The following is a 15,754-nucleotide window of genomic DNA, read 5'->3' on the forward strand; positions in this document are numbered from 1 at the left end:
GGCCTAGGCCGCTTTTTTTATATACGCTTTAAATTTTTATTTAAAATAAATTAAATGCCTTATTTTTTCTTTTTCTTCATTCCTTGAACGGCTTTGAATCTTGGGTTTGACTTACAGATCACAAAAACACGTCCACGTCTTTTTACCACTTGGCAACCAGGGCGACTCTTAGCACTTTTTAACGAACTTAATACTTTCATAAATTTTCCTTTTTATTTGCTTGCTAGATTTTTGAAGCGACGGTTGAATTGAGCAACGCGTCCATCAGAAGCGGTTATTTTTTGCTTACCTGTGTAGAAAGGGTGTGATTCACTCGAAACATCAACTGGCACATAGGGATATGTTACGCCATCAATTTCTACTGTTCTATCAGATTTGATTGTCGAACCTACAATGAAGTATTTATCAATAGATGTATCGTGAAATGCCACTTGTTCGTAATCAGGATGAATATTAGGTTTCATAGAATGCTCTTTAGTTTTGTTATAATGTATCGAATGTTATTCTAAATGAAAACTATTTGCAAATGGGTTTTTGGAAAATTTATTAATTTTGATGGTTTGTTGTGCAAACAAACCATTTGTCACTAGCTATTCGTTGTAGGCCTGATATAAATAAGGTGTTAGTTTTAAAGGGTAGCAACAATGGAAGAGCTAAATAACAATTTGGATAACACAGTGATCGACTCGCTCAAAAACAAAGATCACAGTGGCATTAATCAACAACTCGATAAGTTAAGTTGTACACATAGCGACATCATTGAGTTGCTTGCTGAATATGTTGTTCTAGCAGAGCAAGACGATGAGAGCTTTGACGCTTGGTATGACGGCCTGTGTGAAGATAAATTGAAAGTATTGAAAGCATTTGAAATCATGAGAGCTCACTTAGAGTCGTGAGCTCATTTTACCGATAAGTCATACTGCTTTATCAAGCGTTCAATGTAGCGTTGACGAATAAGTTGTTTTGGTAACATTGGGTTGTCTAATGCTACTGAGCAGTTTAATTGCTTCAGTGCCAAATGAAGTATTTTACGACTTTCTTCATCAAGTATGTCTAAGCTAAAATCTTCAGTTAAAAAGGAAATTACATATTTAAATAAATCAATAGCAACGATTTCTTCTAGCTTTCCTGTTAAACAGATAGCGCCGTATTTTCCCACTAAGAAATACTGCCAGCTTGTTTGAATTGATTCTTCAAGGTCCTCTGTAAATGAAGCGATAAGTGCATCAGGTAAGCCTTGCACCAAACGAGTTAGCGCTTGTTGATATTGATTGCCAAAATGCATGAAGGCTTGAGATGATGACTCAATTTTATGCTTTATCAGTGTTTGAGCCCAAGCTAAATACCCTCTCGGATAATATTCAATCTGCTCTGTATGTTCTGTGATCCCCAAGTAAGAATTGACTTGAAGTTTATTCTCAATAACAAAACTACTAGCAGGAAATAAACCTGATTCTTGCCACTCAAATATGATGTCTTCATCAACCCTTGCAGATTGACATAGTTCAATAGCTTGATAAAAATTTTCATTGAAATGATTGAGTAAGCTCATAGTGATACTGGTTAAATGTACAGTATTTGTATTTAATCAGTAATACAACCAATTTACAAGTCATTCAGTCTAAAGAAAGCTCGGAACTGTTATTGTTTTATGTAAGAATATTGGCACTTGGAATAAAAATACTTGTAAATATGCAGATTAACGAAAAACTACAACAAGCAAGCTTGATCACCGCGATAAAAACCCCTTATTTAGAAACTGGCGAAATTGATTTAGCAGCATACGACAAATTAGTCGAGCTACAGATTGAAGCGAGTGTTGATGGTATTATCGTTGGCGGTACAACCGGTGAAGGCCAATTAATGAATTGGGAAGAGCACCTAATGTTAATTGCGCACACGGTGAGTAAGTACAAGCAACAAATTTTAGTAATTGGTAATACGGGTAGTAATAACACTCGTGAAGCTGTGAAAGCGACAGAATATGGCTTTGCAACGGGAATGGATGCCGCATTACAAATCAACCCTTACTATGGTCGCACTTCAGTTGAAGGTGTAATTAAACATTTTGAAAAAGTGCTCGAGATTGGCCCAGCATTTATTTACAACGTACCGGGAAGAACTGGGCAGGACTTAACGCCTGATATTATTGAGCCCCTTTCGAAGCATGACAATTTTATTGGTGTTAAAGAGTGTGCAGGTAATGAGCGCATTGCTCACTATGAAAAACAAGGTATCTCATGCTGGTCAGGTAATGATGATGAAGCACACGATGCGAGACATTTATATGGTGCTCACGGCGTAATTTCTGTGACGTCTAATATTGTACCTAAGCAATTTAGAGCTTTAATGGATGAGCGTAATGATCAATTAAACCAGTCATTACAGCCACTAATGTCTTGGTTGTTCTGTGAACCTAATCCGATTGCTATCAACACTGCTTTGATGATGACTAATGCTGTAAAGCCGGTTTTCAGACTACCTTATGTACCATTAAGTACATCTCAACAACAACAAGGCTTGCAATTAATCTCTGAGCTAGCAACGGGTAGTTATGTTGGTAATGCACCAACTTTACTAGACTCTGAGTCAATTATTCTTTGTTAGAACTCACTAATTGACGTATAATCTGCGGCCTTTTAATGATTGGCCGCAGGTTTATGTTATGAATTTCAAATCTTTTAGTTTTTCTCCGCTTATTCTGCAAGCACTAGACGAATTAGAATTTCACACCCTTACACCAATTCAGCAAGCTGCTATCCCTGTTGTAAGAAAAGGGCATGATGTACTAGCTACTGCACAAACAGGTACAGGTAAAACCGCTGCTTTTAGTTTGCCAATCATTCAGAATATTTTTGAACATGCTGAGCAACATCCTAGAGCTTTGATCATCGCGCCAACCCGTGAGTTAGCAGAACAAATTGCAAATAACTGCAAACAATTTGCTAAATATACGGACCTTAATGTGGTTGCCTTATTTGGTGGTGTGAATACTGCTGGACAAGAAGAACAATTGAACGCCGGCTGTGATATCTTGGTTGCAACACCTGGTAGGCTTCTCGATCACTTACGTCTAGGCAGCGTAAATCTGTCTCAGGTAAAGCACTTAGTGTTAGATGAAGCCGACAGGCTACTAGATATGGGCTTTATTACAGACATCCAAAAAGTAATAGAGCTATGTCATGAAGATAAACAACAACTTTTCTTCTCGGCAACTTTCCCAACAGCAATGAAACAGTTTGCTCGTCAAGTATTAAAGCACCCAAAGTTTGTCCAAGTCACACCTGAAAATACAACGGCAGAAACGGTTAGACATATTGTTTATCCCGTTGAGCAAGGCAGAAAGCAAGAGCTGCTTTCTGAGTTGATTGGTAAGAAGAATTGGCAACAAGTTCTTGTATTTGTGAACATGAAAGATGTTGCTGACGATATTGTTAAAGAGCTAAACCTTGATGGTATTCCTGCCACTGTGTGTCATGGCGATAAAAAGCAAGGTGCTAGACGTCGTGCTTTACGTGAGTTCAAAGAAGGCAAGGTTCGCGTATTAGTTGCCACTGAAGTTGCTGCTCGAGGAATTGATATCGAAGGCCTGCCTCGCGTGGTTAACTATGATCTACCTTATCTTGCAGAAGATTATGTACACCGTATTGGTAGAACAGGTCGTGCGGGTCAGCAGGGCCAAGCAATCACATTCGTTGCACGTGAAGAAGAACAAGTATTACTACATATTGAAGAGTTAATTGGCCAGCAAATTAAGCGCTATTATTTACCTGGCTATGAAGTAAGCAGTCGTGAAAGTCTTATTAAAAACTTAACTAAGAAACCTTCACATCAAAGAAGAAAGCCAAAGACCAACCGACCAAGCAATCAGGCAAGTGGTGAAGCGAGAGCGAAAAACAGAGCGCGTATTGCGAATGTAAGAAAGCAGATTAAAGGTAAGTCTTTAAAGCTGAGTAAATAATTCTTTTTAAGAAAAATATTCAAAAGGTTGCCAAGTGCAACCTTTTTTATTTTTGAACTACTATGTTCAAATAGAATAAGCTGCGAGGCTTATCTCTTCAATTTTGCAAGCTTGTTGTATTGCTTCATTTCTTGCCATGGTTTTTAAATATCTATTTAGATTACTAAAGCTTAATGGTGGATGCTGAATTTCATCCGCCCAAATACACAGCATAAATAAAATGTAATCACAGACAGTAATTGATTCACCAACCAAATAGGTGTTGTCGTTTAGCTGTTTATCAATGATCTGTAACACATCTTTTAATCTTGTTTGTTGAGTTCTAACTATGTCATCATAAATTAATGCGTTTTGAGTATGCCTTTCTGGATAGAAGTAAGTCATTAGCTCTGTTTGTAGAGTACTGGTTAAATACATCAACCACTGATTGAAAATTGCTTTTTGCTTAATATCAATCGGAATAAGTGCGGCTTCAGGGTGCTTTTCAGCAAGGTATAAACAAATTGCAGCACTTTCGAATAGGATAAAATCATCATCAACCAATGTTGGGATCCGTCCTGTTGGGTTGAGAGATAAATATTGTGCCGACTTTTGAGCCATTTTTTTTCTATCTACAAGCTCAAGTTGATAGGGGGCATTAATCGATTTTAAAACAAAATGAGGGGCAAGACTGGCATTACAAGGATAGTAAAACAGGGTATACATACTTCACCTATATAGTTAGTGTTTTTCGATAGCAGTGTCCTTTCAGTTAAATGGTACTTGAAAAACCTAGGTGAGATAATCATTTTAATCAAGAAAATACTTCACTTTACAAACAAAAACGGCAACCTGAGTTGCCGTTTCATAACTTTAAAATACTGATTTAGTTACCGACTAAGGCGTATAGTAAATCGGTGAGTTAGGACCTACAGGTAAGCCAAAACCGAATACCCAGATATAAAATAGGGCAACCCAGCCAACAAAGAAGAACATACTGTACGGAAGCATAGTTGCTACTAGCGTACCGATCCCCATATCTTTTTTGTATTTAGTTGCAACTGCGAGTATCAGGCCGAAATAACTCATCATAGGTGTGATCAAGTTTGTTACTGAGTCGCCAATACGATATGCGGCTTGAATAGTTTCAGGTGCATATCCAATTAACATTAACATAGGTACGAAGATAGGTGCAGTCACAGCCCATTGAGCAGACGATGAGCCTAAGCTTAAGTTAACTAGTGCACACATAAAGATGAACAGTACAAACACTTCAGGGCCCGTTAGGTTAAGGGCTTGAAGTAGCGCAGCACCGTTAATTGCTAGAATAGTACCTAGGTTAGTCCATTTAAAGAAAGCAACGAACTGAGCCGCAAAGAATACAAGTACAATGTACATACCCATAGAGCTCATTGACTTACTCATAGCATCAATTACATCACGGTCATTTTTCATAGTGCCAACAACGCGGCCATATACAAAACCAGGAATAGCAAAAGTAACGAAGATAAATACCACAATACCTTTTAAGAACGGTGAACCTGCAACAGCACCTGTTTCAGGGTGACGTAAAATACCGTTTTCAGGCACGATGGTTAAAGCTAGAAGGGCAGAAACAACAAGCAAAGAAACACCTGCCCATTTTAAGCCAGACTTTTCTTTAGCACTTAGCTTCTCAATGTTGTTTTCATTTAAGTCGATACTCGCTTCATCTGGGTTGTATTTTCCAAGACGAGGTTCAACAATTTTTTCTGTGACCAATGTACCAACGATGGCAATTAGGAAAACTGAGATCATCATGAAGTACCAGTTTGCCTCAGGGCCAACTTGGTATGTAGGGTCAATCATCTGTGCCGCAGGGGTTGTAATACCTGCAAGTAGCGGGTCGATTGTGCCGAGTAAAAGGTTTGCACTGTAACCACCTGAAACACCAGCAAACGCCGCAGCTAGACCGGCAAGCGGGTGGCGACCTAAGCTATGGAAAATCATTGCAGCTAGCGGAATTAAAACAACATAGCCTAATTCAGAGGCTGTATTTGACAGGATTGCTGCGAAAACAACCATAAAAGTTACTAGACGCTTTGAAGCACCCATTACCATGCCACGCATCGCAGCAGAAAGCATACCTGAGTGTTCTGCAACACTTACACCTAGTAGTGCAACTAACACAGTACCTAATGGCGCGAAGCCTGTGAAGTTAGTTACAAGGCCGGTCACGATACGCTGAAGACCTTCCGCACTTAAAAGGCTAACAACTTCGATGACCCCATCAGGATCACGTCCTTTAGCGCCTTCAGGGCGAGGGTCAATGGCGCTTAAGCCAAACCAATCTGCTATACCACTGAAAATAACAATGGCAATACAAAACATGGCAAATAGTGTAATAGGATGGGGTAACAAATTACCTAAAAATTCAACAGTGGCTAAGAAGCGATTAAACAAACCCTGTGGTTTTTGTTCTGTTGATTGTTGATTTTCAGGTTTTGTCTCAACGGCGTTCGACATAATGAAAAATACTCAATACAAAAATTGCCGCATAACCTACCACTTTTTTAATTTGAAATCATTTTTTTACCGTTAATCGGTATCAAAAATAAGACAAATACCATGAATACAAAAACGCAATTTGGCAAAATGGAATTATCTGAACCCATGATTATTAATTATGAATATACATTTCCTAGGCACTTCATCTGGTGTTCCAAGTAAAACTCGAAATACTTCTTCGGTTGGTATTACGTTCGAGAGGACAAAATCTTGGCTAATGGTTGATTGTGGTGAAGCTACACAACAACAGTTACTAAAATCAGACCTGTCTTTTTTTCATATTGAGACCATCTGTATTTCACATGTTCATGGTGATCATTGTTATGGTTTACCTGGTTTGCTGTCGACAATGTCTATGAATGGAAAAAAGTCTGCGCTTAACTTAATTGCACCTAAAAGTGTCATTGAGTGGATCAACATGACGCTTAAAATGTCTCATACTCAACTCTCATTCGATTTATTAACCCATGATATCGAGAGTATAAATAAACAAATTGAATTTGAGTCTTATGATATTGAACTCATAACTCTGAAACATCGTGTGCCAAGTTATGGCTTCAAATTTACTGAGAAGAATATTCCTAACAAATTAAATATTGAAAAGCTTCGAAATGAAGGAATAGAGAGTGGTCCTCATTTCAATTTATTGCAAAAGGGTGAAGATGTCATTTTCCAAGGCAAAACTTTATTAAGTAAAGCGTATACATATCCGAGCTGGACAGCGCGGCGAGTCATTATTTGTGGTGACAACGAAAAACCTGCTCTATTGCAAAGTTATTGCAATAACATCGATTTGTTAGTGCATGAGGCAACATTTACACACAGTGACTTGCATCAAGTTGGGTTTCACACTGGACACTCCGATGCTAAGAGAGTCGCAGAGTTTGCTCAAATGAATGCAATCCCAAATCTTGCTCTTACACACTTCAGCGTCAGGTATCATGGTCCTCATGGCTTAGCAAAAATAAAAAACGAAGCCGAGATATCTTATAAAGGAAACTTAATCTTGGCAGATGATTTTCAGGTGTATAACATCGTCAAAAATGAGATGCATTAATTGCAATAAAATTCGGTAAAAAATAGCAGTTTGTTAACTTTGATATATGCTTTAGAAAGATGCCGCTACTCATTGTTAATATGCCAAAGTTAAATATAAAAACACGTATCTTATTTTTTGTCGTTGTTTTTGAAGTCTTGGCTTATGCGTCAATTGTTTTATTTAGTAATTTTTATTATCGCGATGCATTAACAGAAATCAAAGAGCAAGAAATAGCAAAAACGTTCAAGACAAGTGTCGATACCATTGATCATACGATCACGTTAATGGAACAAAGCGTTTTTAATTTATCTCAACATGGATTATCTATATATTTACAACAAACACACTGTAGTCTCAGTAAAGAAGCACTTGCAATTAAGTTTGAACAGCTGCTTAAACGACATTTCGATTTCTTTACACTCGCGCTTGGTGGCGGTGTATGGTTTGAGCCCCGTAAACTGTTAAATGATGAGCAATATTTCGGCCCATATGTGTATCGGGAGCAGAGTGATTTAATTTTTAGTTGGGATCTTAGCAAGCCAAGTTACGATTATCATAATCAAGATTGGTATGTGCTAGGCAAAAAGTCAGCGAGCAAAGGCAAGTTAACTGAATGGACTCATCCCTATATAGATGAAGCTGGTAGTCATGCGCCTATGATGACGGTCGATGCACCGATTATCTCTGAGCAAGGGGAGTTTCTTGGATTAGCAACGGTAGATTGGTCACTTTCAAAACTGACAGAATTCCTTGAAGAAGTGAAAATTACAGATAACTCCTCGCCATTCCTCATTCATAAAGCTTCGAAAACAATTATTAGCTTTCCGTTAAATCCAAACTTAGCAATGAAATCAATAGATAATGTTGATTGGGCCCGCATCGCAGATATCAATTCTAAAGCGTCGATTTTACAAGTTGAACGGAATATACATTTAGAGTCTGAGGTTCATGATATGTATTTCATCGAAACTAACAGCGGTTTTATATTTGGTTCATTTAGTCCTCATATAGATATTAATAAAGAAATTAAAGAAATCTCAGCCGTCACTCTTGTTGGTGGGACTGTGATCGGTTTCACGTTTATCGGTTTAATGATACTAGTTATGAAGTATCTATTTCAGCCATTCGACTCTGTATTAGATTTAATAAAAGGTTCTATTCAACATACTACAAACGATGATATTGCTGTGCGTAGTATTTCTTATAAAGAGCAAAATGAATTCACTCCCATAATTCAAGAACTTAATTTAGTTTATGAGCAGGTGAATATTCACATCGATGCAGTTAACAAATCAAATACGGCACTACAGAAATCTCGCCTCGAAGTTCAACAACTAAATACTAACCTTGAAGAAAAAGTAAAAATCCGCACAGTTGAGCTTAATCTTAAAACTCAAGAAGCACTAAATGCTTTAGCTAATTTAAAAGCGGTTCAAAAAAAATTAGTTGAACAAGAAAAGCATGCTTCTTTGGGCCGTCTGGTAGCGGGTATAGCCCATGAAATAAATACACCCGTTGGGGTTAGCATAACGGCTTCATCTTATATCGATAGCGAGATTAACTCCCTCGAACAGAAATTCCATGCTTGTACACTGACTAAAGATGAGTTGCAAAAAAAGATCATCGATTTTAAAGAAGGTTGTTTCATTTTAAAAAGTAACTTGCAAAGAACCGCTGAATTAGTTGCAAGTTTCAAACAAGTTTCAGTAGATCAATCTTCTGAACTTATGAGAAAAATTGAGTTAAACAGTTATTTAGATGATGTGATCCGTACTTTACAACCTAGGATCAAGAAAACATCCCATCAAGTACATTTTGAGCAATCAGAGCAAAGTGTCGAAACGCTTTGTAGTCCTGGTGCTATTGCACAAGTTATAACGAATATAGTAGAAAATGCGTTAGTTCATGCATTTAATAAAAATGAGTCAGGTGAGATAAATATAGTTTTGTCTGATACTAAAACAGAAATCACAATTTTGATTTCTGATAATGGTAAAGGTATGACTGAAAACGTTTTAGATTGTATTTTTGACCCGTTTTTTACCACCAACAGAGAAAACGGTGGCAGTGGTTTAGGTATGCACCTTGTTTATAATATAGTTACACAACAATTGAATGGGACAATAAATTGTTCGAGCATTGTAAATCAGGGAACTCAATTCATCATCAAGTTCCCATTTGTTAAAAGTGATCGTTAATCACTTATTAACGTGCATTTGTACTTTCAAAGATTTTATCTGCAGAAGCTGCAACAAAACCTGTATAGATTTCACCATCAGGCTTATTGTAGCGTAAGGCAAATTCATAGAAGCAACTAGGGATTGCAAACTCACCATCAGAGAATGCTACATTTGCGTGGTCTGCAAGTGTTGATGACTGCTCTAGTAGTACTTCAGGTGAGCCTTTAATTTCACCACCTGATGAATTAAGTTCAAAACCTGCGTCTTTTAAAGACTGGTTCACAGCTTCGATTGTTTCAAAGTTAGCTAGGTGGTTAATGCTTACTGTGAAATGGTTAGCACGGTAACCCCAAGCAGACATCCATGCCGCATATTCACTCTCTTCTAGCAACTTTTTATATGTTTCATTGCTTACTTGCCAATGTGTACCTGAGTACAAAAAGTTATCAGCAGTAACAGCATTCTCATCAATTTGAGCAACCATATCTTTAACGATTTGTTGTAAAGACTCAGAGCATTTCTCTACTAATAATTCAGAAATGAACACTTTTGGTTTTGTTGGATCTGTATGTTCGAAGTGCTTTGCATATAGTTTTTTTGCTTCGAAGTGATACTCTCCACATTCTTTGTATCCGACAGCCAAAAAGTGCGCAGCTAATTTCTCTAGCCCTACTTTTTCAAGATTAAAGGTTCTTAACGCGATATGGTCATTGATAACGTCAGACTGTTGAGTTGAACCGAGAAGTTCATGTACTTTTATTGCAGAAGGCGTAACTTCTAAATAGTTAGACCATAGGTTATCGAAAAGTGTATCAACATTGTTGTGCATAATGGTTCCTTAGATTAACGGCTTAGCCGCTTTGTTTATGTATCGATTAAGCACGACACATAATCTTATACCAATTAATTCAAAAAATTTGTTTAGAGTTTAAATACTCTAACTGAATCGTTATTTTCAAGCCCCAGCGCTTCGGCCTCTTTTTTACTTAATGACAGTTCTGCTGCTTTGATGTCTAAGAGTGCATTTTGGGTAAAAGTGGCTTTAAAATTCTCTAGTTTCTGATTCGAAATCGCATAGGTTTTGTCAGAGTGTACTGACTCAACGATTTTAACTTTGACCTCGTGAGAATTTTGTACAGTTCTGATATTACCTAGTTTTGCCTCGACAGTCGGTCCAGCATCAAATAAATCAACGTAACCTCTATGTTCAAACCCTTCTTTTTGAAGAAGTTTGAGAGCTGGTTTTGTTTTCTCATGTACATGACCGATGACAGCTTGCGCTTCTTTACTCAGTAAATTAGCGTAAATAGGGTACTTAGGCATGAGTTCACTAATAAACACTTTGTCACCTAAACCGACTAAATGATCAGCCTGTGGAAACTCGATAGAGAAAAAGTGCTCCTGCAGCCACTGCCAAAATGGAGAGTGCCCTTGTGCATCACTCACACCGCGCATTTCAGCAATAACAGTCTCACTAAAGCGTGAGCTTTGATCAGCCATAAACGCAAAACGTATACGGCTTAAAAAGCGCCCAGCTAAGCCCTTACGATGGTTTTCTCGTAAAAACAAAGTACATATTTCGGAGCAGCCAGTGTAATCATTACACATACTCAAAATATCAACCGTGTTATAGACATTGAGCGTACTAGAGTGATGTACTGTTTTACCTAGATGATAATGGTAAAGAGGTACTTGTGTACCAACAGCAGCTTCAATTGCTGTTGTGCCGATGATTTCGCAGCTTTCTAGATCTTCAAGAACAAACAAATAACCTTCATCAAACGGACTTGTAACATGTTTTGAAAAACTACTTTCAGAACGTGTAATCTTCTCTTGAAGTAGAGTGTCATCTACAGGCAAAGAAGTGAAGCCATGTCCAGATTCATTGGCTATGAGCTTGAGGGCATCGAAATCAGATTGTTGTATTGGTCGTAAGATTTGCATAATTTGGTTAGGGGCCTAGTTGACCCCATCTCCTTGATATTAGCCGTTTACTACATCAGCTACTGCAAGTTCAAAGCGCGCCATACCTGCTTTGATATCATCTTCTTCAATTACAAGAGAAGGTGTGAAACGAATCACATTGGCACCAGCTACCAGTGTCATTAGGCCATGTTTCATGCTCGCTACTAAGAAATCACGAGCACGACCATCAAACTGTTCGTTTAATACAGCACCAATAAGTAATCCTTTACCACGGATTTCACTGAATACATTATATTTTGCGTTAATCGCTTCTAATAATTCACGGAACATCGCTTCTTTTTGTTGAACACCTGCTAATACAGATTCAGTGTTAACTGTATCAAAAGCTGCCTCAGCTACAGCACATGCTAATGGGTTACCACCATAGGTTGAACCGTGAGTACCAATTTTAAGGTGTTTCGCAATATCTGTGGTTGTGATCATTGCGCCAATAGGGAAGCCGCCACCTAGTGCTTTCGCAGTTGTTAGAATGTCAGGCGTTACGTTCAAGCCTTGATACGCATATAGATGACCAGTTCGGCCGACGCCTGTTTGCACTTCATCAAAAATCAACAAAGCGTTGTGTTTATCACATAAAGCTCTGACACCTTCAGCAAATTCTTGAGTCGGAGAGATGATACCGCCTTCGCCTTGAAGTGGCTCCATCATTACTGCACATGTGTCATCATCGATCAGCGCTTTTAATGCATCTAAGTCATTATAATCACAGTGAACGATATCAGCAGGTTTTGGGCCAAAACCGTCAGAATAAGCGGCTTGACCACCAACCGTCACTGTAAAGAAGGTACGCCCGTGAAAGCCTTTATTGAAAGCAATGATTTTAGATTTTTTCTCACCAAAGTTATCAAGGGCAAAGCGTCGTGCAAGTTTAAGTGCAGCTTCGTTTGCTTCAGCACCCGAGTTTGCAAAATAAACTTTATCTGCAAATGTTGCGTCAGTAATTTTTTTTGCAAGACGAAGCGCTGGTTCGTTAGTCATAACATTTGAAAGATGCCAGATTTTTTCGCCTTGCTCTTTTAGCGCCTTAACTAGATTTGGATGGCTATGGCCTAAGCAGTTTACAGCGATACCGCCTGCAAAATCGATATATTCATCACCCTTTTGATCCCAAACTCGAGCGCCTTTACCTTTAACAGGAATTACTTCTGAAGGGTTATAGTTTGGTACCATTACATGGTCGAAAAGTTCGCGATTTACTTGCATCTTACTGCCTCTAATGAATTGTTTATTAATTATTCTTTACTATCGTTTGATAGTTTTCTTCATTATCTACTCCATTAAATTAAATTTGCAGTGCAATAATTTTCAAATTGATTGATAATTTACGCAAATTGACCAGTAAAAGTGCCAAAATGATAAAAATACAAGATGAAAAGTTAATTGCATTACTGCGAACAAATGCTCGAATGAGTGTTTCGGATTTAGCAAGGGTGCTAAATCAATCTCGCTCTACAGTTCAAAATAGACTCATTAAGCTTGAACAGGCGGGTATTATTAAAGGCTATAGTGTTGAGTTTGGAGAAGAGTATTTAGAGAAGCTGGTTGCTGCTCATGTATCGATTAAGGTAAAGCAAAAGCTAACAACACAAACGACGGTTGCCTTGAAACATCATAACAATGTCACTGCGCTTTATGCTATCAGCGGTGAATATGACATGATCGCCATAGTCGAAGCGCAAAGCCTGCAACAACTAAGTAGTATACTGGACGATATTGGAGATTTAGATGGTGTTGAACGTACAAACTCATCTGTTATTTTAGAAACAAAATTCAAACGTTAAGATTTTTGCACTTCTGGTAACCATACGCTGGTACCTGTAGTTGCAATATGGTTAACATTACCATTTAGCACTTTTGTACCAACGTTATAGGAGGTTTCAGGGCGGCTAACTAAGTAGCCTTGCACACAACGAATACCTAGATTTTTTACGAGTTCGAACTGTTCTATATGCTCAACCCCTTCAGCAACGATTTTCAATCCTAGTTGGTGACCCAGTTCACTGATTGAATTTAATATTTTTAGGTATTTTGGGTTTTCATTTGCTTGAGTGATAAACAATTTATCAATTTTAATCACATCAATTGGTAAGTCGGCAAGTGTGCTTAAAGAGCTAAACCCTGTACCAAAATCATCAATCGCAATACTTATTCCAGCTTTACGACATGATTCGAGTTGCTGAATAATTTCGTCGCTTGCGGTTATAAGCGTTGATTCAGTAATTTCAAGCATTAGAGCTGTTGCAGGAAGCCCCGTTTTGCTTAACGCATCCATAACCCAGTTATAAATATCTCGGTGCTTTAATTGAATACCAGACACGTTAACCGATATTTTCACTTTCTTCATGCCTGCATTGTGCCAAGCAGACATCTGCCTACATGATTCAAGCAAAATCCAATCACCGAGCTCTAATATCAAGTTAGATTCTTCTGCAATAGGTATAAATTCAGAAGGGGGGATAAGGCCTTCTATCGGGTGTTGCCAGCGTATTAACGCTTCAAAATAATCAATGGCGCAATCTTCAACATGCACGATAGGTTGAAAAGACATATGGAAGCTGTTTGAGCTGATCGCCAGTCTGAGTTCTTCTAAAAGATAATGATAGCGACGCATTTTATTGCCCATTTCAGGGGAATAAACTCGGAATATTCCACGGCCATCAGTTTTTGCTCTATACATTGCAACATCTGACATTTGTAAAAGTGCATGAGGTTGGGAAGCACTTTCAGGATATGATGCAATTCCGATGCTGGCGCCAATTTTTATTAGTTTATTACCAAGTACAAAATCTCGCTCGATTTCGGCAAGAATAGCTTGAGCAAGCTCAGTGCAAAAAGCGGGATCTCTTATATCTGGTACAAATACAGAAAACTCATCTCCCCCCAGTCGAGATAAGTTTTGCTCAATACCATGTTGCGGGTGTAGGTCCTGAATTTTAAATTGACGAACAATGTCTTTTAGACGGTTTGCCACTTGAATAAGTATTTCATCACCGAAACTATGTCCAAACGAGTCATTTACCTGTTTAAAACCATCTAAATCAATAAACAGTAAACCGCACCTTAATTTATTTTGCTCAGCAAGTTTAAGTTGTTTTTCTAAATGCTCGATGTAAGCATGTCTGTCGATTAATTGTGTAAGTTTGTCTTGGTAAACGTGGTGATCTGTTTGTTGCTGGATCTCTTCTACTTGTTCATTAAGTAAATTTATAGCATGTCTTATTTGTGTCACCGTGGAGCCATAACTTAGCCCTTTTGAGTTAACACCAAATTTCAAAAGCAATTTACTCACATCTTTGTTAATTTCTTCTAATGCTGATTTTTGGCGCTGCTGAGACCGATTACTCCTAATAAAACTGCTAAATGAAATTACTGCAAGTAATATCGAAATGAGTGCATATGGAGATAAAATACTTTCGACAAATGCTTGTTCAGCTTTTATAGCGAATAGTTGATCATTGTGTTTAATTAAAACATGAGGCGTATTATTGAGCTCTATGAATTCTTGAGCAGGCAAGATAACCCTAAACCAGGGGTAAGAAGGGGCTAACATGTTTGTTGAAGAAAGCTCTATTAAGTTGGTTTTACTTCCATTAGAAAGATCAATTAAAGACTTGGCGAAAAGCAAGTTGAATATAAAACCAAATAAAATCACACAAAGTATGACTAGTCCTTGTAATTTAAGCTTTTTTAACATAACAGCTGATTCCAGCAATTCCCATGCAGAGAAACAATTTCAAGCTTAAGTTTTACCATAATTATGACACTTTATGAAAGCAAGATTTCAAAATAAACGACTCTTTGAATAACCATGAAACTATTATGGGTATTTATTAAGAATATTCACTTTACAGTGTTCAAAAGTTGGTCTAATTTTAAATTCTCTCTCACACATACCACTCAACGTAATGTTGAATTTGTTTAACTTGCGCAGTCACGCTTGCGCTGATGACACTGGAGTTGTCACATAAGATAAACATTCAGTTGATTTAATAGGCAATACAATCTTCGACACTGAAATGCTGTTTAATTTCAGAAGCAAGAACTTGATGCGTAAATTCTCTA

Annotated in this window: 16 protein-coding genes; 7 read left to right on the top strand and 9 right to left on the bottom strand. The window is 37.8% G+C overall.

From position 1 onward, the window contains the following. Positions 1-59: 59 nt before the first annotated feature. Positions 60-200 (bottom strand): type B 50S ribosomal protein L36, encoded by a 141-nt coding sequence (ykgO, locus tag ACH784_RS19165; RefSeq protein ID WP_058032458.1) that lies wholly within the window; start codon positions 198-200, stop codon positions 60-62. Between the two features lie 12 nt (positions 201-212). Beyond that, a complete protein-coding gene (locus ACH784_RS19170; RefSeq protein WP_404396717.1) occupies positions 213-464 on the bottom strand; it encodes a type B 50S ribosomal protein L31 in 252 nt (83 codons plus the stop codon). 180 nt (positions 465-644) lie between these two features. Here ACH784_RS19170 and ACH784_RS19175 point away from each other — a divergent pair, with 180 nt between their 5' ends. Beyond that, positions 645-896 carry a hypothetical protein gene (locus ACH784_RS19175; protein WP_404396720.1) on the top strand — a complete coding sequence of 84 codons (252 nt, stop codon included), beginning with the start codon at positions 645-647 and terminating at the stop codon, positions 894-896. Between the two features lie 2 nt (positions 897-898). On the opposite strand, the gene ACH784_RS19180 is transcribed toward ACH784_RS19175, so the two are convergent. After that, positions 899-1,552 carry a DUF6058 family natural product biosynthesis protein gene (locus ACH784_RS19180; RefSeq protein ID WP_404396722.1) on the bottom strand — a complete coding sequence of 218 codons (654 nt, stop codon included), beginning with the start codon at positions 1,550-1,552 and terminating at the stop codon, positions 899-901. A gap of 140 nt (positions 1,553-1,692) precedes the next feature. Here ACH784_RS19180 and dapA point away from each other — a divergent pair, with 140 nt between their 5' ends. Both dapA and ACH784_RS19190 read left to right on the top strand, forming a co-directional pair. Further along, a complete protein-coding gene (gene dapA, locus ACH784_RS19185; RefSeq protein WP_404396724.1) occupies positions 1,693-2,607 on the top strand; it encodes a 4-hydroxy-tetrahydrodipicolinate synthase in 915 nt (304 codons plus the stop codon). Between the two features lie 58 nt (positions 2,608-2,665). After that, a complete protein-coding gene (locus ACH784_RS19190) occupies positions 2,666-3,961 on the top strand; it encodes a DEAD/DEAH box helicase (protein ID WP_404396727.1) in 1,296 nt (431 codons plus the stop codon). Between the two features lie 66 nt (positions 3,962-4,027). On the opposite strand, the gene ACH784_RS19195 is transcribed toward ACH784_RS19190, so the two are convergent. Continuing rightward, on the bottom strand, positions 4,028-4,666 hold the full coding sequence (locus ACH784_RS19195; protein WP_404396730.1) for a glutathione S-transferase family protein: 639 nt from the start codon (positions 4,664-4,666) through the stop codon (positions 4,028-4,030). 171 nt (positions 4,667-4,837) lie between these two features. Continuing rightward, entirely contained in the window at positions 4,838-6,445 is a 1,608-nt protein-coding gene (locus ACH784_RS19200; protein WP_404396733.1) for an AbgT family transporter, read from the bottom strand. 160 nt (positions 6,446-6,605) lie between these two features. On the opposite strand from ACH784_RS19200, the gene ACH784_RS19205 reads away from it, so the two are divergent. Continuing rightward, positions 6,606-7,544: a ribonuclease Z gene (locus ACH784_RS19205; RefSeq protein WP_404396735.1), complete on the top strand. Its 939-nt coding sequence runs from the start codon at positions 6,606-6,608 to the stop codon at positions 7,542-7,544. Positions 7,545-7,603: 59 nt separating this feature from the next. Continuing rightward, positions 7,604-9,724, top strand: coding sequence for an ATP-binding protein (locus tag ACH784_RS19210; RefSeq protein ID WP_404396737.1), 2,121 nt, complete (start codon positions 7,604-7,606; stop codon positions 9,722-9,724). 7 nt (positions 9,725-9,731) lie between these two features. Here the strand turns inward: ACH784_RS19210 and ACH784_RS19215 are convergent, their stop codons facing one another. From ACH784_RS19215 to ACH784_RS19225, 3 genes are all read right to left on the bottom strand, one after another. Next, positions 9,732-10,535, bottom strand: a complete 804-nt coding sequence (locus ACH784_RS19215; RefSeq protein WP_404396739.1) for a DUF1338 domain-containing protein — start codon at positions 10,533-10,535, stop codon at positions 9,732-9,734. A gap of 92 nt (positions 10,536-10,627) precedes the next feature. Then, positions 10,628-11,650 carry an arginine N-succinyltransferase gene (astA, locus tag ACH784_RS19220; protein ID WP_404396742.1) on the bottom strand — a complete coding sequence of 341 codons (1,023 nt, stop codon included), beginning with the start codon at positions 11,648-11,650 and terminating at the stop codon, positions 10,628-10,630. 39 nt (positions 11,651-11,689) lie between these two features. Then, positions 11,690-12,895, bottom strand: a complete 1,206-nt coding sequence (locus tag ACH784_RS19225; RefSeq protein WP_404396744.1) for an aspartate aminotransferase family protein — start codon at positions 12,893-12,895, stop codon at positions 11,690-11,692. Positions 12,896-13,044: 149 nt separating this feature from the next. Here ACH784_RS19225 and ACH784_RS19230 point away from each other — a divergent pair, with 149 nt between their 5' ends. After that, positions 13,045-13,473, top strand: a complete 429-nt coding sequence (locus ACH784_RS19230) for an Lrp/AsnC family transcriptional regulator (RefSeq protein WP_404396747.1) — start codon at positions 13,045-13,047, stop codon at positions 13,471-13,473. On the opposite strand, the gene ACH784_RS19235 is transcribed toward ACH784_RS19230, so the two are convergent. After that, on the bottom strand, positions 13,470-15,242 hold the full coding sequence (locus ACH784_RS19235) for a putative bifunctional diguanylate cyclase/phosphodiesterase (RefSeq protein WP_404396992.1): 1,773 nt from the start codon (positions 15,240-15,242) through the stop codon (positions 13,470-13,472). The two genes, ACH784_RS19230 and ACH784_RS19235, sit on opposite strands and share 4 nt — an antisense overlap. Between ACH784_RS19235 and ACH784_RS19240 the strand changes: the two genes are divergently transcribed. Then, positions 15,241-15,435 (top strand): hypothetical protein, encoded by a 195-nt coding sequence (locus ACH784_RS19240; protein ID WP_404397020.1) that lies wholly within the window; start codon positions 15,241-15,243, stop codon positions 15,433-15,435. The two genes, ACH784_RS19235 and ACH784_RS19240, sit on opposite strands and share 2 nt — an antisense overlap. Positions 15,436-15,754 lie beyond the last annotated feature (319 nt).

The sequence above is a fragment of the Pseudoalteromonas phenolica genome (assembly GCF_044788725.1).
GTDB lineage: Bacteria > Pseudomonadota > Gammaproteobacteria > Enterobacterales > Alteromonadaceae > Pseudoalteromonas > Pseudoalteromonas phenolica_C.

Bases quoted from the DNA above. Each gene is read 5' to 3' on its own strand.
- astA (WP_404396742.1), bottom strand. From the start codon at position 11,650: ATGCAAATCTTACGACCAATACAACAATCTGATTTCGATGCCCTCAAG.
- ACH784_RS19225 (WP_404396744.1), bottom strand. From the start codon at position 12,895: ATGCAAGTAAATCGCGAACTTTTCGACCATGTAATGGTACCAAACTAT.
- ykgO (WP_058032458.1), bottom strand. From the start codon at position 200: ATGAAAGTATTAAGTTCGTTAAAAAGTGCTAAGAGTCGCCCTGGTTGC.
- ACH784_RS19200 (WP_404396733.1), bottom strand. From the start codon at position 6,445: ATGTCGAACGCCGTTGAGACAAAACCTGAAAATCAACAATCAACAGAA.
- ACH784_RS19240 (WP_404397020.1), top strand. From the start codon at position 15,241: ATGTTTGTTGAAGAAAGCTCTATTAAGTTGGTTTTACTTCCATTAGAA.
- ACH784_RS19230 (WP_404396747.1), top strand. From the start codon at position 13,045: ATGATAAAAATACAAGATGAAAAGTTAATTGCATTACTGCGAACAAAT.
- ACH784_RS19190 (WP_404396727.1), top strand. From the start codon at position 2,666: ATGAATTTCAAATCTTTTAGTTTTTCTCCGCTTATTCTGCAAGCACTA.
- ACH784_RS19175 (WP_404396720.1), top strand. From the start codon at position 645: ATGGAAGAGCTAAATAACAATTTGGATAACACAGTGATCGACTCGCTC.
- ACH784_RS19210 (WP_404396737.1), top strand. From the start codon at position 7,604: ATGCCGCTACTCATTGTTAATATGCCAAAGTTAAATATAAAAACACGT.
- ACH784_RS19215 (WP_404396739.1), bottom strand. From the start codon at position 10,535: ATGCACAACAATGTTGATACACTTTTCGATAACCTATGGTCTAACTAT.
- ACH784_RS19205 (WP_404396735.1), top strand. From the start codon at position 6,606: ATGAATATACATTTCCTAGGCACTTCATCTGGTGTTCCAAGTAAAACT.
- ACH784_RS19180 (WP_404396722.1), bottom strand. From the start codon at position 1,552: ATGAGCTTACTCAATCATTTCAATGAAAATTTTTATCAAGCTATTGAA.
- dapA (WP_404396724.1), top strand. From the start codon at position 1,693: ATGCAGATTAACGAAAAACTACAACAAGCAAGCTTGATCACCGCGATA.
- ACH784_RS19170 (WP_404396717.1), bottom strand. From the start codon at position 464: ATGAAACCTAATATTCATCCTGATTACGAACAAGTGGCATTTCACGAT.
- ACH784_RS19235 (WP_404396992.1), bottom strand. From the start codon at position 15,242: ATGTTAGCCCCTTCTTACCCCTGGTTTAGGGTTATCTTGCCTGCTCAA.
- ACH784_RS19195 (WP_404396730.1), bottom strand. From the start codon at position 4,666: ATGTATACCCTGTTTTACTATCCTTGTAATGCCAGTCTTGCCCCTCAT.